12 protein-coding genes and 7 pseudogenes are annotated in these 25,235 nt (G+C 50.3%); 10 read left to right on the forward strand and 9 right to left on the reverse strand.

Going from position 1 to position 25,235, the window contains the following annotated elements:
• Positions 1–171 precede the first annotated feature (171 nt).
• The 3 genes and pseudogenes from DWZ60_RS10205 to DWZ60_RS10215 all read left to right on the forward strand — a co-directional run bounded on the left by DWZ60_RS10205 (position 172) and on the right by DWZ60_RS10215 (position 5,556).
• A pseudogene (locus DWZ60_RS10205) lies at positions 172–2,261 on the forward strand (elongation factor G).
• Between the two features lie 233 nt (positions 2,262–2,494).
• Positions 2,495–4,898: pseudogene (gene leuS / locus DWZ60_RS20800) on the forward strand (leucine--tRNA ligase).
• Between the two features lie 94 nt (positions 4,899–4,992).
• Positions 4,993–5,556: a TIGR01440 family protein gene (locus tag DWZ60_RS10215; protein WP_117812816.1), complete on the forward strand. Its 564-nt coding sequence runs from the start codon at positions 4,993–4,995 to the stop codon at positions 5,554–5,556.
• A gap of 89 nt (positions 5,557–5,645) precedes the next feature.
• Here the strand turns inward: DWZ60_RS10215 and DWZ60_RS20805 are convergent.
• Positions 5,646–8,113, reverse strand: a pseudogene (locus DWZ60_RS20805) (cation-translocating P-type ATPase).
• 215 nt (positions 8,114–8,328) lie between these two features.
• Positions 8,329–10,069 (reverse strand): annotated as a pseudogene (locus DWZ60_RS20810) (Rqc2 family fibronectin-binding protein).
• Between the two features lie 151 nt (positions 10,070–10,220).
• On the opposite strand from DWZ60_RS20810, the gene DWZ60_RS10230 reads away from it, so the two are divergent.
• The 5 genes and pseudogenes from DWZ60_RS10230 (at position 10,221) to pgsA (ending at position 13,259) form a co-directional block, all read left to right on the forward strand.
• Positions 10,221–10,499, forward strand: coding sequence for a DUF370 domain-containing protein (locus DWZ60_RS10230; RefSeq protein ID WP_055218332.1), 279 nt, complete (start codon positions 10,221–10,223; stop codon positions 10,497–10,499).
• Positions 10,492–11,106, forward strand: coding sequence for a guanylate kinase (gene gmk, locus DWZ60_RS10235; protein WP_022461423.1), 615 nt, complete (start codon positions 10,492–10,494; stop codon positions 11,104–11,106). The genes DWZ60_RS10230 and gmk overlap by 8 nt, the downstream gene beginning before the upstream one ends.
• A 15-nt stretch (positions 11,107–11,121) precedes the next feature.
• A complete protein-coding gene (gene rpoZ, locus DWZ60_RS10240) occupies positions 11,122–11,400 on the forward strand; it encodes a DNA-directed RNA polymerase subunit omega (protein ID WP_022461424.1) in 279 nt (92 codons plus the stop codon).
• 1 nt (position 11,401) lies between these two features.
• Positions 11,402–12,726: pseudogene (gene rimO / locus DWZ60_RS10245) on the forward strand (30S ribosomal protein S12 methylthiotransferase RimO).
• Complete coding sequence (pgsA, locus tag DWZ60_RS10250; RefSeq protein ID WP_055228244.1) at positions 12,723–13,259, forward strand: CDP-diacylglycerol--glycerol-3-phosphate 3-phosphatidyltransferase; 537 nt, start codon at positions 12,723–12,725, stop codon at positions 13,257–13,259. Before rimO ends, pgsA begins: the two are co-directional and overlap by 4 nt.
• Before the next feature lie 76 nt (positions 13,260–13,335).
• On the opposite strand, the gene DWZ60_RS10255 is transcribed toward pgsA, so the two are convergent.
• The 7 genes and pseudogenes from DWZ60_RS10255 to purF all read right to left on the reverse strand — a co-directional run bounded on the left by DWZ60_RS10255 (position 13,336) and on the right by purF (position 18,391).
• Positions 13,336–13,635 carry a hypothetical protein gene (locus DWZ60_RS10255; RefSeq protein WP_022461427.1) on the reverse strand — a complete coding sequence of 100 codons (300 nt, stop codon included), beginning with the start codon at positions 13,633–13,635 and terminating at the stop codon, positions 13,336–13,338.
• Positions 13,632–13,994, reverse strand: a complete 363-nt coding sequence (locus DWZ60_RS10260; RefSeq protein WP_055217741.1) for a hypothetical protein — start codon at positions 13,992–13,994, stop codon at positions 13,632–13,634. Before DWZ60_RS10260 ends, DWZ60_RS10255 begins: the two co-directional genes overlap by 4 nt.
• A gap of 54 nt (positions 13,995–14,048) precedes the next feature.
• Positions 14,049–14,411, reverse strand: coding sequence for a hypothetical protein (locus DWZ60_RS17290; RefSeq protein WP_158576382.1), 363 nt, complete (start codon positions 14,409–14,411; stop codon positions 14,049–14,051).
• Complete coding sequence (locus DWZ60_RS10270; RefSeq protein ID WP_055228247.1) at positions 14,371–14,655, reverse strand: hypothetical protein; 285 nt, start codon at positions 14,653–14,655, stop codon at positions 14,371–14,373. Before DWZ60_RS10270 ends, DWZ60_RS17290 begins: the two co-directional genes overlap by 41 nt.
• A gap of 92 nt (positions 14,656–14,747) precedes the next feature.
• The gene (locus DWZ60_RS10275) at positions 14,748–14,990 is read right to left on the reverse strand and encodes a helix-turn-helix transcriptional regulator (RefSeq protein ID WP_022462361.1); all 243 of its coding nucleotides are present in this window, start codon (positions 14,988–14,990) and stop codon (positions 14,748–14,750) included.
• Positions 14,991–15,136: 146 nt separating this feature from the next.
• The gene (locus tag DWZ60_RS10280; RefSeq protein ID WP_118640094.1) at positions 15,137–16,837 is read right to left on the reverse strand and encodes a S8 family peptidase; all 1,701 of its coding nucleotides are present in this window, start codon (positions 16,835–16,837) and stop codon (positions 15,137–15,139) included.
• A 118-nt stretch (positions 16,838–16,955) separates the two neighbouring features.
• A pseudogene (gene purF, locus DWZ60_RS10285) lies at positions 16,956–18,391 on the reverse strand (amidophosphoribosyltransferase).
• 461 nt (positions 18,392–18,852) lie between these two features.
• Between purF and DWZ60_RS10290 the strand changes: the two are divergent.
• Positions 18,853–20,463, forward strand: a complete 1,611-nt coding sequence (locus DWZ60_RS10290) for a CTP synthase (RefSeq protein WP_119221614.1) — start codon at positions 18,853–18,855, stop codon at positions 20,461–20,463.
• Positions 20,464–20,692: 229 nt separating this feature from the next.
• Positions 20,693–25,228: pseudogene (gene gltB / locus DWZ60_RS10295) on the forward strand (glutamate synthase large subunit).
• Positions 25,229–25,235: the final 7 nt, after the last annotated feature.

The raw sequence follows: 25,235 nt of genomic DNA on the forward strand, positions 1-25,235 counted from the left end.
TTCAGAAATATATTGTGAAATATGAATAATATACTTGCAAAAAAGCAAAAACTTTAGTAGAATAGTGACTATGATAAGAGGAACGGAAGACGTGAATCTTGATAAAAAGCAGAAAGGCGAATAAGAGCGGCCTTGCAATCTGCAAATTTACTTACATGGGAGGTATTACATATGGACGTTTTTAGAACTGACCGAATCAGAAATGTGGTGCTGCTGGGGCACAGCGGCTCCGGAAAGACAAGTCTGACCGAAGCTATGGCTTATCTTTCCGGTATGACAAACCGTCTCGGAAAAGTGACAGACGGAAATACCGTCAGCGATTTTGACAAAGAAGAAATCAAGCGCAAATGCTCTATTTCCACAACGCTTGTCCCGGTCGTATGGGGAAAAAATAAGATCAATGTTCTGGATACTCCTGGAATGTTTGATTTCGTAGGAGAAGCACAGGAAGCCGCTTCCGCAGCAGATGCCGCTGTAATCGTGGTATCCGGAAAGGCCGGCGTGCAGGTCGGAACCCAGAAAGCATGGGAACTCTGCGAGAAATACAATCTTCCGCGTATGATCTTCGTAACGGAAATGGATCAGGACGATGTCAGCTACCGAGAAGTCGTTGAGCAGCTCACCGAACTGTACGGAAAACGAATCGCACCGCTTCATATGCCTCTGCGTGAAAACGGTAAATTTGTAGGATATATCAATATTGTAAAGAACAAAGGCCGCAGATATATCGAAAAAGATAAAAAAGAAGAATGCCCGATTCCGGATTACTCCGTAGAATATCTGGAGAAGTACCGTGAAACCCTGATGGAATCTGTGGCAGAAACAAGTGAAGAGTTTATGGACCGCTACTTTGGCGGAGAAGAGTTCTCGGTAGCAGAGATTTCCGCAGCGCTTGCCATGAACGTAGGAGACGGCACCATCGTTCCGGTATGCATGGGCTCCCCGGTCAATCTGCAGGGCGTATCGAACCTTCTGGATGATATCTGCGGATACTTCCCGGATCCGTCCACCCGTCCGTGTGCCGGCATCAATCTCAATACGAACGAAATTTTCGAGGCAAATTACGACTTCGCGAAACCGAAGAGCGCGACCATTTTCAAGACGATCGTGGATCCGTTCCTTGGAAAATATTCAATGATTAAGGTTTGCTCCGGCGTTATTAAAAGCGATGATGTGCTCTATAATGTAGATCAGGAATCCGAAGAAAAACTGAGCAAGCTGTACGTGCTCGAAGGCTCCAAGCCGATCGAAGTACCGGAGCTTCATGCAGGAGATATCGGTGCCATCGCAAAACTCGGCGATGCAAGAACCGGCGATTCCCTTGCGACAAAGAACAATCAGGTCCGCTACGGAAAACCGGATGTTTCGACTCCGTACACCGCAAAACGATATAAACCGAAGAACAAAGCCGATGTAGATAAGATCTCCCAGGCCTTTGCCAAGATGATGCAGGAAGACCTGACTATGAAGGCAGTCAATGATTCTGCAAACCATCAGACATTGCTGTACGGCATGGGCGATCAGCACATCGATATTATCGTCAGCAAGCTGCTGGAGCGCTACAAAGTAGAAGTAGAGCTGTCCCGTCCGAGGTAGCCTTCCGCGAGACGATCCGCAAAAATTCGGATGTAGAAGCAAAATACAAAAAACAGTCCGGCGGCCACGGCCAGTACGGTCATGTAAAAATGCGCTTCTCCGCTTCCGGAGATCTCGAGAAACCATACGTTTTCGAGCAGGAAGTTGTCGGCGGCGCCGTTCCGAAGAACTACTTCCCGGCTGTTGAAAAAGGTATCCAGGAAGCCGTACAGAAAGGCCCTCTGGCTGCTTATCCGGTAGTCGGCGTCAAAGCCGTTCTGTATGATGGTTCTTATCATCCGGTAGACTCCTCCGAGATGGCATTCAAGACCGCAGCGATCCAGGCGTTCAAGAAAGGCTTTATGGAAGCATCCCCGGTTCTCCTTGAGCCGATCGTTTCGATGAAGATCACGGTAGACGATAAATACACCGGCGATATCATGGGCGATCTCAACAAACGCCGTGGCCGTGTGCTCGGCATGAACCCGGATCACAAGGGTCATACGATTATCGAGGCTGATGTTCCGGAACTTGAGATCTACGGATACGGCACAACACTCCGCTCCATGACAGGCGGAAGCGGTGATTTCTCCTATGAGTTTGCGAGATATGAGCAGGCTCCGTCCGATATCCAGGCAAAAGAGATTGAGGCAAGAGCTTCGAAGGTTGAAAAAGCAGAAGAATAAAGCTTTATAAAATAGTGTGATAAAACAGAGAAAATCCGGTTTCGGGAGCAGAATTCGCCCGGAAACCGGATTTTTCTGCGGTTTTTGAAGAAAAACGGAGGATATAGGAAAAAATAAATTGTAAAAACAGGGAAAGAGTGATAGAATACAGCTATATGTTCAAATGCGCATGCTGTCCTATGCGGCGGTGTGAGAAAAAAGAACTTTGAACTTGAACATGCAGGAGGTTACCTATGAGTAAAAGATATGAGCCACAGGACATTGAAAAAAAGTGGCAGAAGATCTGGCAGGATGAAAAAGCCTTTGCCGCCACAGATGATTATACAAAACCGAAATACTACGCACTCGTTGAGTTTCCGTATCCGTCAGGACAGGGACTTCACGTAGGCCATCCGCGTCCGTACACTGCACTGGACATCGTAGCCAGAAAGCGCAGAATGCAGGGTTACAACGTTCTGTATCCGATGGGATGGGATGCATTTGGTCTTCCGACTGAGAACTATGCGATCAAGAACCACATCCATCCGAAGATCGTTACCAAAAACAACGTACATCACTTCAAAGACCAGCTTCAGTCTCTTGGATATTCCTTCGACTGGGACAGAGAGATCAACACGACGGATCCGGAATACTATCACTGGACCCAGTGGATTTTCCTGAAACTTTTCAAAGCCGGACTGGCATATAAAAAAGAGATGCCGATCAACTGGTGTACTTCCTGTAAGGTAGGTCTTGCAAACGAGGAAGTTGTAAACGGCGTGTGCGAGCGCTGCGGAAGCCCGGTTGTCCGCAAAGTAAAGAGCGAGTGGATGCTGAAGATCACCGAGTATGCAGACAAGCTGATCGACGGTCTGGACGGCGTTGACTATATTGAGCGTGTCAAAACTTCCCAGAAAAACTGGATCGGACGTTCCCACGGAGCAGAGGTTGATTTCTCTCTGAAAGATAAACCGGAGAAGCTGACCATCTACACCACACGCCCGGATACCCTGTTCGGTGTTACGTACATGGTACTCTCCCCGGAGCATCCGTACATCGACCAGTACAAAGATGAGATCAAGAACTGGGATGAGGTCTGCGCATACCGTGAGATGGCAGCCAGAAAATCCGATTTCGAGCGTTCCGAGCTTGCAAAAGACAAGACCGGTGTCATGATCGACGGACTTTCCGCAGTCAACCCGGTTAATGGAAAGGAGATCCCGATCTGGATTTCCGATTATGTACTGATGAGCTACGGCACCGGCGCCATCATGGCAGTACCGGCACACGATGAGCGTGACTGGGAGTTCGCAAAGAAATTCAACATGCCGATCATCGAGGTTGTTGCAGGCGGCGACGTACAGAACGAAGTTTACACCGACGTTGCAGAGGGAACTCTTGTCAACTCCGGTTCCTGAACGGACTTTCCGTTGCGGAAGCAAAAAAGAAAATTCTTGAGTGGCTCGAAGAGAACCACGTTGGAAAAGCAAAAACAAACTATAAGCTGCGTGACTGGGTATTCTCCCGTCAGCGTTACTGGGGTGAGCCGATTCCGATCGTACACTGCGACAAATGCGGTTACGTTCCGGTTCCGGAAGAATCTCTTCCGCTGGAGCTGCCGGATGTAGAGAGCTACATGCCGACCGATAACGGCGAGTCTCCGCTGGCTGCCATGACAGACTGGGTCAACACCACCTGCCCGTGCTGCGGAGGACCTGCAAAACGTGAGACCGATACCATGCCGCAGTGGGCTGGTTCTTCCTGGTATTACATCCGCTATACCGATCCGAAGAACAAAGAGGCTCTGGCAAGCAAAGAAGCTATGAAATACTGGCTGCCGGTTGACTGGTACAACGGAGGAATGGAGCACACCACCCTTCACCTTCTGTATTCCCGTTTCTGGCATAAATTCCTGTACGATCAGGGCGTAGTTACCTGCCCGGAACCGTATCAGAAACGTACTTCCCACGGAATGATCCTCGGCGAGAACGGCGAGAAGATGAGTAAATCCCGTGGAAACGTTGTCAACCCGGATGATATCGTAGCTGAGTTCGGTGCAGATACCCTGCGTACGTACGAGATGTTCATCGGTGCCTTCGACTTAAGTGCATCCTGGTCTCAGGAAGGCGTAAAAGGATGCCGTCGTTTCCTCGAACGTGTATGGAAACTGCAGGACAGCCTGGTAGACGGAGATCCTACTCCAAAGAGCTGGAGTCCAAAATGCACCAGACCATCAAGAAAGTATCCAGCGACTATGAGTCCCTGAAATACAACACAGCGATCGCAGCCATGATGACCCTGGTCAACGAGTTCTACAAAGCCGGAAAAGTAACGAGAAAAGAGTTCGAAACCCTTCTGATCCTGCTGAATCCGGTTGCACCGCATATGACCGAGGAGCTGTGGGCAGACCTTGGATACGAAGGCCGTTTGTATCAGACCGCATGGCCGGAGTTTGACGAGGAGAAGACCGTAGAGGCAGTAGCCGAGATCGCTGTTCAGATCAACGGCAAAATGCGCGGAACGATCAAAATCGCCAAAGACGCAGATAAAGAGACCGCAATCGCCGCTGCAAAAGAGGCAGTTGCAGACAAACTGACCGGAAACATCGTAAAAGAAATTTACGTACCGGGAAGAATTGTGAATATCGTTCAGAAATAATAATTATGTAAGCTGAAGAAAGGAGGCTGATTCTTGGAAAAAGAGTCAGTCTCCTTTTGCACAAATATTGCTGTTTAGCAAGGAGGGATACAAAATGGATCTTGAAACAATCAGACAGGAAGCGCGTGCCGTCGCAGAGGAGCTGATTACGACAGCGCAGATGAAACCGGGACAGATTCTGGTAGTGGGATGTTCTTCGAGTGAAATTCACAACAGTAAGCTCGGAACGGATTCCAGCCAGGAGATCGGGCAGGCGGTGTTTGAGGCGCTGTGTGCGTGTACGAAGGAGCACGGGCTGTATCTGGCGGCGCAGTGCTGTGAGCATCTGAACCGTGCGGTTGTTCTGGAGCGTGCGGCGGCAGAAAAATATGGTTACGAGCCGGTCTGCGCGGTACCGTGGCTGCATGGCGGCGGATCGTTTGCGATGGCGGCATACTATGGATTGGAGGACGCTGTCACCGTAGAGCGTGTGCAGGCGCATGCAGGTATTGATATCGGTGATGTGCTGATCGGCATGCAGCTGAAGGCAGTAGCCGTTCCGGTCCGGGTATCGCAGAAAATGATCGGAGATGCGCACGTTGTCTGCGCGCGGACAAGACCGAAATACATCGGCGGCGAGCGGACGCATTACGCGGAAGATCCGGAGATGAGAAAGTAAGAAACTGTGATTGGTAAATCAAAAAATGCCGTACAGGCGGAGAAAAATTTCCAACGCTGTACGGCATTTTTGATGTTTGGTTTTACGTTTTATTTCGCTTTTCTCGCTTCCCGTTTTCGCAGGAAGAAAATTTTCTGCTTCCGGTAAAAAGAGGAAATGGAATCCACGAGGATGCTCAAATATCGCAGAACCGGCTCTGTTGCGACAGAGAATACGACCAGCAGCATGATACATTTTCTGGACATATCAGAAATGGCGAACAGCTGGTTCAGATAGGTACTGCAGAAAATGAAGGCAATAATCGAGCCGATCAGGATCGTCCAGCGCATCCAGTTGAGCGGCTTGCTGATCCGGTAGAGAATCATAAAACCGACAATGGCGAGCAGTACGGTGGCAGCGGTCGAAATATCTTCCGAGCCGACCGCAAATTCCTGGCCGAAGACGACGAGTGTTGCGACCATCAAAAAGTCGGTCAGCGCCGCAGGCAGGGCCCGTGTCAGAATGTTCGTGATAAAGTGGCCCTCGATCCGGTTTTTGTTCGGCATTAGCGAGAGCAGGAAGCCTGGAATACCGATCGTAAACATACTGATCAGCGAGATCTGGGACGGCTCCAGCGGATACGTCACCATCGAGATCAGTGAGAAGATGGACAGCAGGAACGAGAAAATGTTCTTTACCAGGAACAGCGTTCCCGAGCGCTGCAGGTTGTTGACAACGCGGCGGCCTTCCAGTACGACAGAAGGCATCTTCGAAAAGTCGTTGTCCAGCAGAACGAGCTGTGCAGCCTGTGCGGCAGCGTCACTTCCGGATGCCATCGCAACGGAGCAGTCGGCATCCTTTAATGCGAGCACATCGTTGACACCATCGCCGGTCATCGCAACGGTCTTGCCGTTTTTCTTTAAAGCCTGGACAAACTGGCGTTTTTGGTCTGGTGTGACACGGCCGAACACGGTGTATTTCAGGATTGCTTCTTCGAGCTCTTCCGGTGTCTTTAGAGTGGAAGCATCAATATAATCCTCTGCGTGTGCAATCCCTGCCTGGCGGGCAACCTCAGATACCGTTACCGGAGTATCACCGGAGATGACCTTGACATGGACACCCTGATCTTCAAAGTAGCGGAACGTTTCCGGTGCTTCTTTTCGGATCGGATTGGAGAGAAGCACGTAGCCAAGCGGCGTGACACGGCTGGAGAGTGCTTTTCCATCCGGTACAGTTTCGGATGTGCCGAAGACGAGGAGACGGAATCCCTTTGAGGTATACGCTTCAATTTCACTCTGATAGCGTGCAAAATCATCGCGGAGAACGAACTCCGGGGCACCGAGCACGTAGGAGACATCCGAAAATGTCACACTGGAATACTTGAATTCCGAGGAGAACGAAGTCATCGAACGGCAGTTCTGCCGTTGTTGTCTTTAAAATATTCTTTCAGTGCCGCCATAGTAATGTTGTCGTTTGACATGGCAGATGCGAAATCACCGACCGCAAGGGAAAGCTCTTCTTTCTGCGGTGCGGGAGCATTTTCGCCGGATTCTGTATCAGGGACTGAACTGGAGCCGACCAGAATCAGGTCATGTACTTTCATATTTGTCTCGGTGATGGTTCCCGTCTTATCGACACAGAGCACGTTGACGCGAGCCAGCGTCTCGATACATTTCATATCATGCACGAGAACCTTCTGCGAAGCCAGACGCATAACGCTGACGGCAAGGGCAACGCTCGCAAGCAGGTAAAGACCTTCTGGGATCATGCCGAGCACGGCGGCCACCATCGAGGTAATGCTCTCACGGAACGCTTCGTGGGAGACGAAAAACTGCTGGCCGAAGAGCAGAAGACCGATCGGAATGATCAGAATGCCGACAACCTTTACCAGCTTGTTGAGGGAGCGGATCATCTCGGACTGTTCGCCCTCTTTCATGGCCTTTGCCTCGAGGGTCAGACGGGAAATGTAGGAATCTTCACCGACCTGGGTCAGACGGCTCTTGCAGCTTCCGGAGACGATAAAACTTCCGGACATTAGCTCGTCGCCCGGGCGCTTGGTAATCTCATCGGATTCACCGGTAAGCAGCGATTCGTTGACCTGTACCTCACCTTCAAGCACGACAGCATCAGCGCAGATCTGTTTTCCTGCGGTAAATACAACAATATCATCGAGTACGAGATCCTCCGCGGCGAGTGTTACCTCAGCACCGTCACGGATCGCAGTAGCCTTCGGCGCGTTTAAAACAGACAGCTTTTCCAGCGTCTTTTTCGCCTTGATTTCCTGTACAATGCCGATCAGCGTGTTCGCGATGATGACCGGCAGAAACGTAAGATCCCGGAACGAACCGGCAAGGATCAGAAAGATGGCAATAATCAGAAAAATCAGGTTGAAATACGTACAGACATTGCTCTTTACGATCTCGGCCGTTGTCTTGGACGGAGGTTCCACCGCGCAGTTGGTCCAGCCGTTCTCGCGGTACTCGGCAACCTGCTCGGCGGAAAGGCCTTTGGAAGGGTCTGCCTCATAGCGCGTCGTTGGAACACGGCGGTGAATGATTTCGGGAATTGTTTTGTTCATAACAGTTATATTCCTCTCCGGCTGTCCTGATAAAGAAGAGACAGCCTCACTGTGGTTTGGTTGAAAAAGATCACGTCTGGAATCTTTTTCCATACTAAGAAGTATACCATAGAGCATCGAAAAAGAAATGAAGGAAGTATTAAATTTTACGAAAAAAAGACTTTTCGCAAAGAGGAACAGATAGGAATGTGCGAAAAGTCTTTTGTATTCTGAATTCAGTCCTGTATTTCCTGAAGATTGCGGATGTTCGGCTCCGCCATCATGGAGTAATTGGTGTAATAAACAACGAAACCCGGTTTGCTTCCGTTTGGTTTGCGCAGGTTTTTCTTTAAGGTGTAGTCGATTTCCACCTTCGGTGCCTGTCTGCCTTTCGAGTAATAGGCGGCGAGAGCAGCGGCCTCTTCGTAGACGGAATCCGGCAGCTCTTTACCGTTCGTCTTTACGATGACATGGCTGCCCGGCTGGCCTTTCGCGTGGAACCACCAGTCGTTGCCGGAGGCGAATTTAAACGAAAGTTCCTCGTTCTGGAAGTTGTTCTTGCCGACATAAATGTCAAAGCCCTCGGAAGAGCGGTAGTGGAACGGATGGGAGGTGATTTTCTGCTTTTTCCCTGTCGGTCCCTTGCGGCGGATGTAGCCGTACTCGATCAGCTCTTCTTTTAACTGCACCAGATCCGCCTCATCGAGCGCAATATCAAGCGCCGTGCTGATGGATTCGAGATGGTCGATTTCCTCTTTCGTCTCGACAAGAAGTTCTTCGAGTGCCTCACGGGTCCGCTTCAGCTTTCCGTAGCGGTCGAAGTATTTTTCGCATTTTCGCCGGCAGAGAGCGTTCCGTCGAGCGGAATCGTGATTTCCTCGCCGTTATAGTAATTGACGGCTTTCAGCGAAGTATCGCCCGGCTGGCAGCTGTAGCCGTACGTATTTAAAAGCTCACCGTAAATCCGGTATTTTTCCCGCTTGTCGGTGTCTTTTAACTGTTTCTGCTGCAGGTCGTATTTTTTGACATTCCGTTCGAGTGCGGTATTGACGACACGGCGCAGATCGGAAGATTTCTGACGGATGCGGGTGATGCGGTTTTTCATGGCATAGTATGTTTCCAGTACACCGGAGATCGAATCGTATGTTTCCTCCCGCAAATCCTGATACTGCGTCAGTTTCAGTGCGGAAAATTCTTTCGGCTCATCGCCTGGTATACGATGTTCGGCGTAAATGCGCCGTTTTTGATATCCTCAATCAGATAAGAGAAGGTGCGGAACAGATGAAGCTTCGCATTTTCTTCGAGTGCATTGACCGCAAATCCGCCGTCGATGCCGGCGCGGCAGCAGACTTCCTCCGCCATCAGCGGGCTGAAGCCGGTAAGGGAAGTGTAGATTGCCTTTGCGGCAGCCATCGGTTTCGTGCAGACGAAATCGAAAAATTCTTCTTCTGTGATCGTGAGCGGATCTTTCTTATCCTGCGTGTGCGGAATGAACCAGGTGCGGCCCGGAAGAACCTCACGGACAGAACTCATGTTGGCGGAAATATGTTTGATACTGTCAAGGATCGTATTGTCCTCCTGACAGAAGATCAGGTTGCTGTGTTTTCCCATGATCTCCACAATCAGCTTCTTGCGGCAGATATCGCCGAGTTCGTTCAAATGCTCGAGCTCAAAAATAAGAATACGCTCGAGTCCCGGCTGGGTAACGGAGAGAATGCGGGCGCTGCCGATGTGTTTGCGGAGCAGCATACAGAAATTCGGTGCGGTCATCGGGCCGGGCTTATTGTTGTCCGTCAGGTAGATCAGCGGAAGCGAAGCACTTGCCGAGAGGAGAAGACGGTAAACGGTACGGTTGTTTTTTATTGTAATCATCAGCTCGTCGTTTTCCGGCTGTGCGATCTTGTTGATCTTTCCGCCGACGATGGTCTGATTCAGTTCCTGTGCAATATTTGCAATGGTAATTCCATCAAAAGCCATAGAAAATATCTCCTTTGTTTGAAATTCTGGTATTTTCATTATAATACAGAAAAAAAGATTTGACTAGGCTTTCTGAATGAATTATAATAAATCTGTATGGGTAGATGTATTTTCTGAAAAAGACTTCAGAAGGTACAGGAAAGGACGGATTGTGGCAAAACTGATCAACATCGGATTCGGCAATGTCGTAAATTCGGATAAAATAATAGCAGTGGTGAGTCCCGAGGCGGCACCCGTCAAGCGTATGGTGCAGCGTGCAAAGGAAAGCAACCGCATCATCGATGCGACGCAGGGAAGACGCACGAAAGCAGTGCTCATCACCGGAGAAGAATTTATCATCCTTTCGGCTTTGCAGCCGGAAACGATCAGCCGCAGATTCAACGGCGGCTGGGAAACAGAAAAAGAGCGAGGGGAATCTGAAAATGAGTAGAGGAATACTTACTGTAGTATCCGGTTTTTCCGGAGCAGGAAAAGGAACACTGATGAAACGCCTGATGGAGGAGTACGACAACTATGCGCTGTCCATCTCCGTCACCACAAGAGACCCGCGTCCGGGCGAGGAAGACGGCGTATCGTACTTTTTCCGTACAGAAGAAGAGTTTGACCGCATGGTAGAAGAGGATGCCTTCCTCGAGTATGCGCGTTACGTAAAACATTCCTACGGAACGCCGAAGGCATACGTAGAGGAGCAGCTGGATGCCGGAAAAGATGTTCTGCTTGAGATTGAAATCCAGGGAGCACTTCAGGTCAAGGAAAAACGTCCGGACACCCTTCTTGTGTTCATCACACCGCCGACCGCCGAGGAGCTGGAACGACGCCTCCGGGGACGCGGAACGGAAACAGAAGAAGTCATCAAAGGCAGAATGGAGCGTGCAAAAGAGGAAGCACAGGGCATGGACCAGTACGATTATGTCCTGATCAACGACGACCTCGAAACCTGCGTAAAACAGATGCATGAGACCATTCAGAGCCAGCATTTCATGAGCAGCAACCAGAAAGACTTTATCGAACAGATGAAAAAAAGTCTGGAAAAATAGAAAGGAGCATTTATTATGATTCATCCATCTTATCAGGAACTGATTGCAACTATTAACGAGGGCCAGGATCTGGACGAGGCACCGGTTGTCAGCAGCCGTTACTCTCTGGTACTTGCAACAAGCAAACGTGCAAGACAGATCATCGGCGGAGCTGAACCGCTTGTAAAAGTGAAAAAAGGCATGAAACCGCTTTCCATCGCCGTAGAGGAGATGTACAAAGGAGAGGTTACAATCCTTCCGGAATCTGAAGTTGAAGCGGAAGAGGAAACAAAAGAGGAGCCAGTAATTGAATAATATGAAAATTCTGTTTATTTCCCTTGGATGCGATAAAAACCTGGTAGATTCCGAGCATATGCTGGGTCTTCTGGTAGAGCATGGCTTCGAGATCACCGATTCCGAGGAAGATGCAGAGGTTATCGTGATAAACACATGCTGCTTTATCCACGACGCCAAAGAAGAAAGCATTCAAAATATTCTTGAAATGGCGAAGTACCGTACAGCGGGAAGCTGTAAGGTTCTTCTGGTAACGGGCTGTATGGCAGAGCGCTACCGCGATGAAATCATTGAGGAGATTCCGGAGGTTGACGCCGTACTTGGAACGAACAGCTATGACAAAATCCTGGATGCCATTCAGGATGTCCTCGGCGGCGACCGCTTCCAGGAGTATGCCGATCTGAAAGGACTGCCGAAAATTGACGCACAGCGCGTTGTAACGACAGGCGGCCATTACGAATATCTGAAAATTGCAGAGGGCTGTGACAAGCACTGTACCTACTGCATCATTCCGAAGCTGCGCGGACCGTACCGCTCCGTTCCGATGGAGGAACTGATAGCAGAAGCGAAGACGATGGCAGAACAGGGTGTCAAAGAGCTCGTTCTCGTTGCGCAGGAGACAACCATTTATGGTATCGATCTGTACGGAAAGCCGTCTCTCCACCTTCTGTTAAAAGAGCTCTGCAAAATTCAGGAGCTCTACTGGATTCGGATTCTGTACTGCTATCCGGAGGACATCTATCCGGAACTCGTTCAGACGATGAAGGAAGAGCCGAAAGTCTGTCACTACCTGGATCTGCCGATTCAGCATGCCAACGATGAGATCCTGCGCCGCATGGGTCGCAGAACATCCAAACAGGAGCTGATCGACAAAATTGATTTCCTGAGAAGCGAGATGCCGGATATCACACTGCGCACCACGCTGATCACAGGATTCCCGGGAGAGACAAAAGAGCAGCACAAAGAACTCCTCGAGTTTATCAACGACATGGAGTTCGACCGTCTCGGCGTATTCACCTACTCTCCGGAGGAGGGAACACCGGCTGCTGCGATGGAGCATCAGATCGACGAGGAGGTAAAACTGGACCGTCAGGCAGAACTGATGGAGCTGCAGCAGGATATCTCTGCAGAACTCGGCGAGCGCAGGATCGGCCAGGAGCTTCTTGTTATGATCGAGGGCAAAGTGGCGGATGAGGATGCCTATGTGGCAGAAGCCAGGCGGACGCACCGGGTGTAGACGGCTATGTATTTGTCAATACACCGGAAACACTCGTATCCGGCGACTTCGTAAGAGTGAAAATTACCGGTGCTCTGGAATATGATCTGATAGGAGAGATAAGCCAATGAATTTACCAAACAAATTAACGATTCTGCGGGTAATTATGATTCCGTTTTTCGTGTTCTTCCTGCTGTCTGGCGTGGGCGGAAGCGCGTCCAAATGGATTGCACTGGTAATCTTTGCCGCTGCCAGCATCACGGATACTCTGGACGGCTACATTGCAAGACGTGACAATCTGATTACCGATTTCGGAAAGTTTATGGATCCGCTGGCAGATAAGCTGCTGGTATGCTCTGCACTGATCTGCTTTGTAGAGCTGGACAAGCTTCCGGCGTGGATGGTTATTATTATCATCGCAAGAGAATTTATCATCAGCGGTTTCCGCCTGGTTGCTTCGGACAATGGAATTGTCATCGCAGCAAGCTGGTGGGGAAAATCGAAAACAATCAGCCAGATGATTATGATCATTCTTCTGATCGCCGACATTCCGGCACTTTCCGTGCTGAATACCGTGCTGATCTGGGTTGCATTGATTCTGACCGTTGTTTCTCTGATTGATTACCTGGTAAAAAATAAAAACGTGCTTTCCATGCAGAACTAGGCAGGAAAAAGCACAGAATAAAAACGCTGACCGGTTTGGGATTCCAGACCGGCAGCGTTTTTTGGTTTGTAGTTTTTCAGCGTTTTTTCCCGGAAGCAGCGGAGCGGAAGAGGCGTACCATCTGGTCAATTTTTGCCGCTTCCTGTTTGGATTTTCCGGCTTTGATGGCAGAGATGATCAGGTCCGCCTCGGAGGCGGAAAACTGTGCGCCGCCCTGATTTCCCTGCATCAGGGAGAGAAGAAACGGCATCATTTCCGCCTGGGATTTTCCGCGGCTCTGAGAGGCCATCTGCTGCAGTGCCTGAAGCCGGGCGAAGTCAATTCCGGAAAGAGAGGGGTCCTGCGACCAGTCGTTTTGCTTATCATCTGAACTCATAGCAGATCCTCCTCATTTCCGGGATTTATATTCTGAAGCATCTGGACCATCTGCATGGTCTGAAACATCTGGGAGAGAAGATCCCGCTGCGGACCGGCGGCAAAACGGGAAATATCCTGCAGCATCTCAAGCGGAGAGACGTGCGGGGCATCAACAGACATCATGGAAAGGTCGGCCGGACGGGAAAAAAGCTGAATGGTCCGCTGGAGCTCGAGCCATTTGCTCAAAATCGCAAGGGAGGGCTGCAGGCCGAAGGAGGCGTAGGGAATGGCAGCCTTCAGCATCTGAAGCTGATCCTGTGCGATCATCTGGTCCAGCGGTGTCATCTGTTCCACATTTTGTTCCTGTTCCTGATTCAAATTAAGATCCTTCCTGGCAGCATTCCTGCATTTGTCTTTTTATTTCTCTTTATCTTATGTTCCAGGCCGGAAAAAATGACAGAAGGCGGGAAAAAACATATGATAAGAGGAAGAAAGAAAAAGGAGACCGCCGGAAAATGGATGGAAAAGAAACAGCAAAAAGAAAACAGGTACTCGAAGGGAATGCCTTTTATGAAATAGATCTGGAATGTATGAGAAAAAAAGAAAAAAGAGAAGAGATGGAAAAGCGGGAAAGAGAAGCACGGAAACCGAAACGGTTTCGCTGAAAGAGAATTCTGGTGAAAAAAAGCCCCGGGGCGGTTGATCCGCACCCGGGGCTTTTTCTGCCCGAACATCTGGGAAGACTGAAAAAAGGTCAGCAGCCGCATCCACAGTTATTGCTGTTGCCGCATCCACAGCCGTTGTTGTTCCATCCGCCGCAGCAGAACAGAAGAATCAGAACGAGCCAGCAGTCGGAATTGCAGCCATTGTTGTTGTTTCCACATCCACATCCGCCGCAGCAGGAGAGGAGAAGCAGAATCCAGATAATACTGCAGCCATTGTTTCCGAACAGGTTGTTGTTGGAAACACCGCATCCATTATCGCAGCCACAGCCGTTGTCACATCCGCATCCACAGTTTGTAGCAGCTAAATCACTCATGTTTGTTCCTCCAAAGGAATCATTTTGCTTACAATTCATGATATGAAAAACTGCCGGGCGGGGTTACTCTTAAAGAGAAAAATTCAAAGACCCTACAGACTGCGTCCCTGAAAATCAAAAAGCTCTTTCACCGGAATGTCAAGTGCCTCAGCGATATCGAACAGAAGATTCAACGAAATAGAGGTTTTTGTATTTGGCGCTTCGATGTTGCTCATATGGGTACGACTGATATGTACCGCCTCGGCAAGTTCGGCCTGCGTCATTCCTTTTGCTCTTCGGTAGTAGGCAATCGTAAGTCCAAGAAGGCGAAGATCGTTCAAGCGTTCGTAATTCATAGTCAGGAATCCCCCTTTTAGTTTTATAAATATAATGATAATACGTAATGATACAACGGAAAACAATCAAAAACAAGGCACTTGCACATTAAAAGTTTGCATCAACAAACGGATATACCATAGAAGCAAACCTGTGAGCGGGAAAATCAGTTTGTCATAAGGCTTGTGAAGCTTTGATATAACTGTAATCGGCCATATCCCCATTCTCTGCTCGGATACGTAATAGTATCAGTTCGGTCTGCACCGCGGATCAGGTAGTTTTTTACCTCCTGTGCCGTGAAATAGCGGGCGGGAGTGCGCTGGATGCCCCATTGCAGAAAAAGAGCAGCGGCGCCGGATGTAATGGCGGCGGACGCACTCGAACCGCTGAAGCTTACATAGGAGCCGGCCGGTCCCGGTCCGGTAACGGAGACGCCGGGAGCGGCAAAGTCGGGCTTGATTTCACCAAGCCGGGTAAAGCCGCGGCCGGATTCCGGGGAAAAACTGTTGTTTGCTGCCTGATACGTGGAGGGAGAAAGAACAGGAACCGTGGCAGAAGGTGTCGTCAGTGTCGTGTACGGATCCGGTTCCAGAAATGTCACATCGGAGGTGGAAAATCCGGTGATCGGGAGCCAGATGTGGAAATCCGGCGGCGATGGAAAAGCGCGGTAAACCTGAAGCGTCCAGATACCGGGGGTCGGATCCAGCATGCGGATCAGAATGAGCTGGCTGCCGGTCGTGGCCTGGACCACTTCGTAGTTGACGTAGATCACGGTGCGCTCCAGAACGAAGGTGATCCGCTGTTCCTGATTCAAAGAGACGGGAATCCGCGGAATCGTCTCGCCGCCGGGAGAGCGGAAACCGACAGAAAAAAGCTGTGGAGCCTGTCCCCAGAGTTCCAGGGTGAAACCGCGGTTTCCTTCAGAAACGAGAAACTCTACATTTTTCGGGGTGTAAGTTTCGGATACAGAGCCATAATAATGGTGTGCTGCATTTCCTTCGTTGCCGGTCGCGCAGACGGGGATCACACCAGGCGTGTTGCCGTAGCGCGCCAAGGTCAGAGAAACGGGGAGCGTGCCGGAGTGGCTGCCCTGATTCGTCCCGAGTGCCAGACAGAGGACGAGCGGTTTTCCTTCCGCAGCTGCGGTTTCATTCAGAAAGTGCATGGCGGAGAGCAGGTCATCTTCCTCGAAGACGGGAGCATTGGAGGACACAAGATAAAAATCTTTCAGATTCTGTTTGGCGGGTTTTAATTTAACAACGGCAAAATCTGCCTCCGGTGCGGCGCCGAGAAATCCGGCGGAGGCATCCGGAGTACCGCCGGCCACGCCTGCGACATACGTGCCGTGCCCGTCGGGATCGGTGACGGGAACAAGGGAGAGTGGATTGCCGCTTTCAAGTGCCGCGTCGAGATTGGACTTGGTATAGAGACTGCCGTAAGGAAACTGCGCCGGCGGCGTTCCCGTCCGGTCCGTCTGATCCCAGACGGCGAGAATCCGGCTCTGTCCGTTGGCATGCAGAAATGCGGGGTGGCGGTAATCAATGCCGGTGTCCAGAAAACCGAAGATTACATTTTTGCCTGTATATCCGCCACCGTAGAGATTCTGCGTCTGGACAATCCCGGAGACTTCCAGTGAGAGCGTGGAGAGCGGCGTAAAAAGTTTTGGAAGCCCGGTAAAGGGAACTGCGCCGAAGAGATTTTCCGGCAGCAGACTCCGCTCGAGAAAGAGAACGGAATACTGTGGGTTCAGCGTAAGAAGAGCACTTGACTCCGGAAACAGCATCTGGTACCGCTCGGACTGTGCCACGTAATTCTGGATCAGAATGTTGATGTAATCGTTGGAATAAATGATGTCTGTAAGATCCATAAAGAGATCCTTTGTTTTTGATGCTATTGTATGCAAACATTACGTCAAAGTATGCATGAAACAAAAAAGCCCCCCTTACCTGACGCAGTGTCTGCGCGGTAAAGGGGACGAAATAGAATCAGCTTTCGAGAAGAGCGCTGATATCCTGTTTCGGTACTTCCATTGGGTAATGGCTGTCGAAGCATGCACGGCAGATCGGCAGATCGCCGACCATGTTCTGGAGTTCATCGATCGGCATGTAGCCAAGAGAGTCGGCTCCGATCTGCTGACGGATCTCCTCCGTGGAGTGAGAGCTTGCGATCAGCTGTTTGTTCGAAGGAACATCGGTGCCGAAATAGCACGGATACAGGAACGGCGGAGAGCTGATACGGACATGGACTTCGGTCGCGCCGGCTTTGCGAAGCATCGTGATCAGGTTGGAAATCGTTGTTCCACGGACAATGGAGTCGTCGACGAGCACGATCCGTTTTCCTTTTACAACAGATTCGAGAACGCTCAGCTTGATTTTGACGCTGGATTCCCGTTCCTTCTGGGTCGGCTTGATGAAGGTACGGCCGACATAGCTGTTTTTGTGGAACGCAAGACCGAACGGGATGCCGGATTCTTCGGAATAGCCCTTTGCGGAGGCAAGTCCGGAGTCCGGGACACCACAGACGAGGTCTGCATCAACCGGGTAGGTCTTTGCGAGAGTTGCACCGCCGCGGATTCTGGCTTCGTAGACACTGATATTGTCTATTTTGCTGTCGAGGCGGGCAAAATAAATATATTCAAAAATACAATGCGCTTTTTTTACGTCAACCGGCATAAATTCGGATTTCAGATTTCCGGTTTTGTCAAACGTTACAATTTCTCCCGGAGCGACATCGCGGACGAATTCGGCGCCGATCGAAGTGAGGGCGCAGCTTTCCGAGGCGAGAACCCAGGCGTTGTCCCGCTTTCCGATGCAGAGCGGTTTTAAGCCATATGGGTCGCGCACGCCGATGAGTTTTCTCGGGCTCATGATGACAAGGGCATAGGCGCCGCGGATTTCTTTTACCGTGCGCAGAATCGCTTCTTCTACCGTTTTGGAATGAACGCGTTCCCGCGCAATACCGTAGGCGATGATTTCAGAGTCAATCGAAGTGTGAAAAATTGCGCCGGTGTTTTCCATCTGCTCGCGCAGTTCCATAGCGTTGACCAGATTTCCGTTGTGCGAAAGGGAAAGGGAGCCTTTCAGATAATTCAGAACGAGCGGCTGTGCATTCTCTACGGTAGTGGAACCGGTGGTAGAGTACCGGACATGGCCGATGCCGATATTGCCGGACAGCTCTTCTAATTTGGATTCTTTGAAACTTCGTTGACAAGGCCAAGGCCTTTGTAGGATTTCACATGGCCCTTTGGACCGCTGGTGTCAGAGACGGCAATTCCGCAGGACTCCTGTCCTCTGTGCTGCAGGGCGGAAAGGCCATAGTAGATCGAAGGACTGACGTCGGCACCATCCAGATCGTAAATGCCGAAAACACCACATTCCTCCCGGAGACCGGTATCATAACAATTGTTTGACGATGGCTGCATAGGTATTCTCCTTTTTTCAGTTGTAGACCTGCATGTTTTAAAAACATTGATTATCATACTCATTTTTGCGGATGATGTCAAGAAAATCGTGATATGTATAAAATATGGTGCAGAAATTTAGGATTTCGTGGAAAATGTCGAAAATAATAAAAAATAGTAAAAAAAAGTTGCAGGAAATTCGAGATGTGTTATAATCGTTTTTGATTTTGAATGAAAGCCCCGGATAGCAGCTATGGATGAGCCATGCTTGCATGAGCGAATTCATAGATATTGGCCGGGCAAGACGACATGAGTAAGTAGGCGATAGCCCGGATTACGAATGTTGTCAGCAGTTACGGAAGCGACGCAGGCGCGGAGTAACTGGCTTCATCATAGAGATGTCGCCGGCAGGCGACATTTCCTTTTAGAGAAACTTGTGACGGAAAAGAAAATATCAGAAGAGAAAACAGGAGGAAATCAATATGGCAGTAAAATATGTCTTTGTGACAGGCGGAGTAGTCTCCGGCCTTGGAAAGGGAATCACGGCGGCGTCCCTTGGACGGCTTTTAAAAGCCAGAGGCTATCAGGTGACGATGCAGAAGTTTGACCCGTACATCAACGTTGACCCGGGCACCATGAACCCGATTCAGCACGGCGAGGTTTTCGTTACTGACGACGGCACAGAAACGGACCTGGATCTTGGCCACTACGAGCGTTTTATTGATGAGAGCCTGGATAAAAATTCCAATGTGACGACTGGAAAGGTATACTGGTCCGTGCTGCAGAAAGAGCGCCACGGTGATTTCGGCGGAGGCACGGTGCAGGTGATCCCACATATCACAAACGAAATCAAGAGCCGTTTCTACCGCGGAAAAGAAGTGGATGAGGACCGTATTGCCATCATTGAGGTCGGCGGAACCGTCGGCGATATCGAGAGCCAGCCGTTTTTGGAGGCAATCCGCCAGTTCCAGCACGATGTCGGACATGAGAACGCTATCCTGATCCACGTTACCCTGATTCCATATTTGAAAGCTTCCGGCGAAATGAAGACGAAACCGACGCAGGCGAGCGTAAAAGAGCTGCAGGGAATCGGTATTCAGCCGGATGTCATTGTATGTCGGTCCGAGCATCCGCTGACCACCGAGATCAAAGATAAAATTGCTCTGTTCTGCAACGTTCCGTCAAGCCATGTTCTGCAGAACCTGGACGTGGAGTATCTGTATGAAGCTCCGCTTGCCATGGAGAAAGAGAACCTGGCGCAGGTTGTCTGCGAGAGCCTTCACCTTCCATGCCCGGAACCGGATCTGTCCGACTGGACCCATATGGTAGAAGCACTCCGCCATCCGAACAAAGAGGTGACGATTGCGCTCGTCGGAAAGTATATCCAGCTGCATGATGCATACCTGAGCGTTGTTGAGGCATTAAAACACGGCGGAATTGCAAGCCATGCAAACGTACACCTGAAATGGGTGGATTCCGAGCTGGTAACCGAGGAGAACGTGGCAGAGTATCTGAGCGATGTGGACGGTGTTCTGGTACCGGGCGGATTCGGAAACCGCGGTATCGAAGGCATGATCACAGCGATTCGATATGCAAGAGAGAACAAGATTCCGTTCCTCGGCCTCTGCCTCGGCATGCAGCTGACGATTGTTGAATATGCAAGAAACGTTCTCGGTTACCACGACGCACACAGCATCGAGATGAACCCGAACACCATGCACCCGGTGATCGCACTGATGCCGGATCAGGATGGAATCGAGGATATCGGCGGTACGTTACGTCTCGGCGCATATCCATGCGTCCTGGCAGACGGATCGAAGGCACAGGAGCTGTACGGCAAGAAAGAGATCTCTGAGCGGCATCGTCACCGCTATGAGGTCAACAACGATTTCCGGAAAGCACTGACCGAAAACGGCATGGTTCTCTCCGGTGTATCACCAGATGGAAGAATTGTCGAGATGGTCGAGCTTTCGGATCATCCGTTCTACATTGCAACCCAGGCGCATCCGGAATTCAAATCCCGTCCGAACCGTCCGCATCCGCTGTTCCGCGGCCTGATTGCAGCAGCAGCCGAGTACCATGCAGCGAAATAATGGATCGAAAGTGTAGAAAATTATGTAAAATGCAGCAATAACCTAAGAAAGTAAAGAAAAATTGTAAAAAATTATATAAAAATTAAATTTGCTCTTTACAGGATGAAAAAAATAGAGTATAGTAAGGGCAATCCAAAAAGAACGGCGGGGAATGAAATGTTCCCCTCCATTCTTTTCTGGAAAACAAAAGAGAACCGAAAATAAGAAAAGGTAAAGGAAGGGAAGCCGTATGACACAGAGTAAAGAGCGTGTCATGGGAGAAGAAGGGCTGTACCGTTCTTCCTTTGAACACGACAACTGCGGTATCGGAGCAGTCGTGAACATCAAAGGTGAAAAATCCCATGCGACCGTAGAAAACGCATTAAAAATCGTAGAAAATCTTGAACATAGAGCCGGCAAAGACGCCGAGGGTAAAACAGGAGACGGAGTAGGAATCTTGTTGCAGATATCGCACAAATTCTTTTCCAAAGCCTGTTTGACCCTCGGTTTTTCATTAGGCGGAGAACGGGAATACGGCGTCGGCGTATTCTTCTTCCCACAAAATGAGCTGAAACGGAACCAGGCAAAAAAGATGTTTGAGATCATCGTGGAAAAAGAGGGACTGGAACTCCTTGGATGGAGAACCGTGCCGACCGTTCCGGAAGTTCTCGGCCATAAGGCAAGAGAGTGTATGCCTTACATCATGCAGGCATTCATCAAAAAACCGGAGGATGTGGAAAAGGGAATCGCTTTCGACCGTCGTCTGTACGTCGTACGCCGTGTTTTCGAACAGAGCAACGACAACACCTATGTGCCATCCCTTTCCAGCCGTACCATCGTATACAAAGGTATGTTCCTCGTAGGACAGCTCCGCACTTTCTTCCGTGATCTGCAGGATACAGATTATGAATCTGCCATCGCCATGGTGCATTCACGGTTCAGTACAAACACCAACCCGAGCTGGGAAAGAGCACATCCGAACCGTTTCATCGTACACAACGGTGAGATCAACACCATCCGCGGAAATGCTGACAAGATGCTGGCCCGTGAGGAGACGATGTCTTCCCCGATGCTGCAGGATGAACTTCATAAAGTGCTGCCGGTTGTCAACACACAGGGTTCTGACTCCGCGATGCTCGACAATACACTCGAGTTCCTGACCATGAGCGGTATGGATCTTCCGCTGGCTGTCATGATCACGATCCCGGAGCCATGGGCAAACAACGATACGATTTCCCAGGAGAAACGTGATTTCTATCAGTATTATGCAACGATGATGGAGCCGTGGGACGGACCGGCATCGATCCTGTTCTCCGACGGAGATGTGATGGGAGCAGTGCTCGACCGCAACGGTCTTCGTCCTTCCCGTTACTACATCACTAACGATGGATTTCTGATCCTCTCCTCTGAGGTCGGTGTTCTGGAAGTTCCGGAAGAAAAAATCGTCTTAAAAGAGCGTCTCCATCCGGGCAAGATGCTTCTCGTCAACACCGTACAGGGAAAAGTCTTAAACGATGAGGAAGTCAAAGAATATTACGCAAAGAAACAGCCGTACGGCGAATGGCTCGACAGTTATCTGGTACAGTTAAAGGATATCAAAATCCCGAATCTGCCGGTCGAAGAGTACACGAAAGAAGAGCGGATGCGCCTGCAGAAAGCGTTCGGCTACACCTACGAGGAGTACCGTTCCTCCATCGGAAAGATGGCATTAAACGGTGTCGAGGCAACCGCTTCGATGGGTATCGATACCCCGCTTGCCGTTCTCTCCCATGAGCATCAGCCGCTGTTCAACTATTTCAAACAGCTCTTCGCACAGGTAACGAACCCGCCGATCGACTGCATCCGTGAGGAGATCGTAACTTCCACAAGCGTTTACGTCGGACGTGACGGAAACCTGCTTGAGGAGGAGCCGAAGAACTGCCAGGTATTAAAGATCAACAATCCGATCCTGACCAATACCGATATGCTGAAGATCAAGAACATGAAAGTCGAAGGCTTCAAGGCAGTGACCGTTCCGATCACCTACTACAAGAGCGCACCGCTTGACCGTGCGATGGACCGCCTTTTCGTCGAGGTTGACCGTGCACACCGGGCAGGAGCCAACATCCTGATTCTCTCTGACCGCGGTGTCGATGAGAACCATGTGGCGATTCCATCCCTCCTGGCTGTATCTGCGGTTCATCAGCATCTGGTAAAAACGAAAAAGAGAACTTCTCTTGCGATTATTCTGGAGTCCGGCGAGCCGCGCGAGGTGCACCATTTCGCAACACTGCTCGGCTACGGTGCCTGCGCAATCAACCCGTATCTGGCACTCGACACGATCCATGAGCTGATCGAAGAGGGCATGATTAAGAAAGATTACTATGCAGCCGTTGAAGATTACAACCATGCTGTCATTTCCGGCATCGTAAAAATCGCGGCGAAGATGGGTATCTCGACGATTCAGTCGTATCAGGGTTCCCAGATCTTCGAAGCTATCGGTATCTCTGAGGATGTAATCGACAAATACTTCACTGGTACGGTCAGCCGTGTCGGCGGTATTACACTGGAAGACATTGCAAAAGACGTTGATGAGCGTCATTCTCAGGCATTTGATCCGCTGGAACTGACGACGGATCTGACGCTGGACAGTCTCGGACGTCATAAAGCAAGAAGTCAGGGTGAGGAGCACCGCTACAATCCCCGTACCATCCATACCCTGCAGGAGTCTACAAGACGCGGTGTCTACAGGATGTTCAAAGAGTACACTGCCATGGTTGACAGCGAGGAGAGCGGTTATCTGCGAAGTCTGATGGACTTCGATTACCCGGAACAGGGCGTTCCGCTCGAAGAGGTTGAGAGTGTAGATTCCATTGTAAAGCGGTTCAAAACCGGTGCGATGTCCTACGGTTCCATTTCCCAGGAGGCACATGAGACACTGGCGGTTGCCATGAACCGTCTGCACGGAAAATCCAACACCGGTGAGGGCGGCGAGAGTGATGACCGCCTGGAGTCTCCGGAGAGATGTTCCGCAATCAAACAGGTAGCATCTGGCCGGTTCGGTGTTACCAGCAAATATCTGGTCAGCGCAAAAGAGATTCAGATCAAGATGGCGCAGGGTGCAAAACCGGGCGAGGGCGGCCACTTACCGGCCGGAAAGGTTTACCCGTGGATTGCGAAAACACGTCACTCCACACCGGGTGTATCCCTGATTTCCCCGCCGCCGCATCACGACATCTATTCCATCGAGGACCTTGCACAGCTGATTTATGATCTGAAAAACTCGAATGTGAATGCAAGAATCTCTGTCAAACTCGTATCGGAGGCCGGCGTTGGTACCGTTGCAGCTGGTGTTGCAAAAGCCGGAGCACAGGTCATCCTAATTTCCGGGTACGATGGAGGAACCGGAGCAGCACCGAGAAGTTCCATCCACAATGCAGGACTTCCATGGGAGTTAGGCCTTGCCGAGACCCATCAGACGCTGATTAAGAACGGCCTCCGCAACCGTGTCATGATTGAGACGGACGGAAAGCTGATGAGCGGCCGCGACGTTGTGATCGCAGCACTTCTTGGCGCCGAGGAATTTGGTTTTGCGACGGCGCCGCTTGTAACCATGGGATGTGTCATGATGCGTGTCTGCAACCTGGATACCTGCCCGATGGGTATCGCAACGCAGAACCCGGAGCTGCGCAAACGTTTCCGCGGCAAACCGGAGTACGTCATCAACTTCATGCGCTTCATCGCAGAGAGATGCGGGAATACATGGCAAAACTTGGCTTCCGCACCGTTGACGAGATGGTCGGCCGTTCCGACTCTTAAAGAGAAATGATAAAGTGACGAACGAGCACGCAGACCGCGTAGACTTAAGCCAGATCCTGAACAATCCGTTTGCAAAAGCAGGCGAGAAGGTAACGTTCGATCCGAAAGATGTTTACGACTTCAAACTTGGCGCAACCCTGGATGAGAAGGTACTCTTAAAGAAATTCGGTCCGGCAATGGATAAGAAAGAGAAGAAGACCGTCAAAGTCGAGATCACCAACACCGATCGTACCGTGGGAACGATTCTTGGTGCCGAGATCACCAGAAAATTCGGCACCTCTCTGGAGCCGGATACGTACACCGTACAGTGCAAGGGTGCCGGCGGACAGAGCTTCGGAGCATTTATTCCAAAAGGACTGACCCTGGAACTTGAGGGCGATTCGAACGATTACTTCGGAAAAGGCCTCTCCGGCGGAAAACTGGTTGTCTACCCGCCGAAAGCAAGAAAGTATAAACCGGAAGAAAACATCATCGTCGGAAACGTTGCCCTCTACGGCGCAACGAGCGGTGAGGCGTACATCAACGGTATCGCAGGAGAGCGTTTCTGTGTCAGAAACTCCGGTGCTTACGCCGTTGTCGAGGGTGTCGGTGAGCATGGATGCGAGTATATGACCGGCGGCCGTGTCGTTGTCCTCGGCGCAACCGGAAAGAACTTTGCAGCCGGCATGAGCGGCGGTATCGCTTATGTCCTGGATGAAAAGAGCAACCTGTACCGCAATTTGAACAAGGAAATGATTTCGATTGAACTGGTAGAAAGCAAATACGATATTGCAGAGCTGAAAAACATGATTGAAAAACACGTCGCACACACCGGCTCTGAAAAAGGTAAAGAAATTCTCACACACTTTGACGAATATCTGCCGAAATTCAAGAAGATCATTCCGAATGACTATAAGCGCATGATGATGCTGAGTGCCAGATGGAAGACAAGGGCCTTAGCAGCGAACAGGCACAGATTGAAGCATTTTATGAAAGCATGCGTAAGTAGGAGGAAG

Origin of the sequence: Blautia sp. AF34-10, from assembly GCF_003477865.1 — a bacterium.
Taxonomy (GTDB): domain Bacteria; phylum Bacillota; class Clostridia; order Lachnospirales; family Lachnospiraceae; genus Fusicatenibacter; species Fusicatenibacter saccharivorans.

What these genes read in the sequence shown, in the direction of transcription:
- pgsA (WP_055228244.1), top strand. Translation starts at nt 12,723, where the DNA reads ATGAATTTACCAAACAAATTAACGATTCTGCGGGTAATTATGATTCCG.
- DWZ60_RS10290 (WP_119221614.1), top strand. Translation starts at nt 18,853, where the DNA reads ATGGCAGTAAAATATGTCTTTGTGACAGGCGGAGTAGTCTCCGGCCTT.
- DWZ60_RS10275 (WP_022462361.1), bottom strand. Translation starts at nt 14,990, where the DNA reads ATGAATTACGAACGCTTGAACGATCTTCGCCTTCTTGGACTTACGATT.
- DWZ60_RS10255 (WP_022461427.1), bottom strand. Translation starts at nt 13,635, where the DNA reads ATGAGTTCAGATGATAAGCAAAACGACTGGTCGCAGGACCCCTCTCTT.
- rpoZ (WP_022461424.1), top strand. Translation starts at nt 11,122, where the DNA reads ATGATTCATCCATCTTATCAGGAACTGATTGCAACTATTAACGAGGGC.
- DWZ60_RS10215 (WP_117812816.1), top strand. Translation starts at nt 4,993, where the DNA reads ATGGATCTTGAAACAATCAGACAGGAAGCGCGTGCCGTCGCAGAGGAG.
- DWZ60_RS10280 (WP_118640094.1), bottom strand. Translation starts at nt 16,837, where the DNA reads ATGGATCTTACAGACATCATTTATTCCAACGATTACATCAACATTCTG.
- gmk (WP_022461423.1), top strand. Translation starts at nt 10,492, where the DNA reads ATGAGTAGAGGAATACTTACTGTAGTATCCGGTTTTTCCGGAGCAGGA.
- DWZ60_RS10270 (WP_055228247.1), bottom strand. Translation starts at nt 14,655, where the DNA reads ATGAGTGATTTAGCTGCTACAAACTGTGGATGCGGATGTGACAACGGC.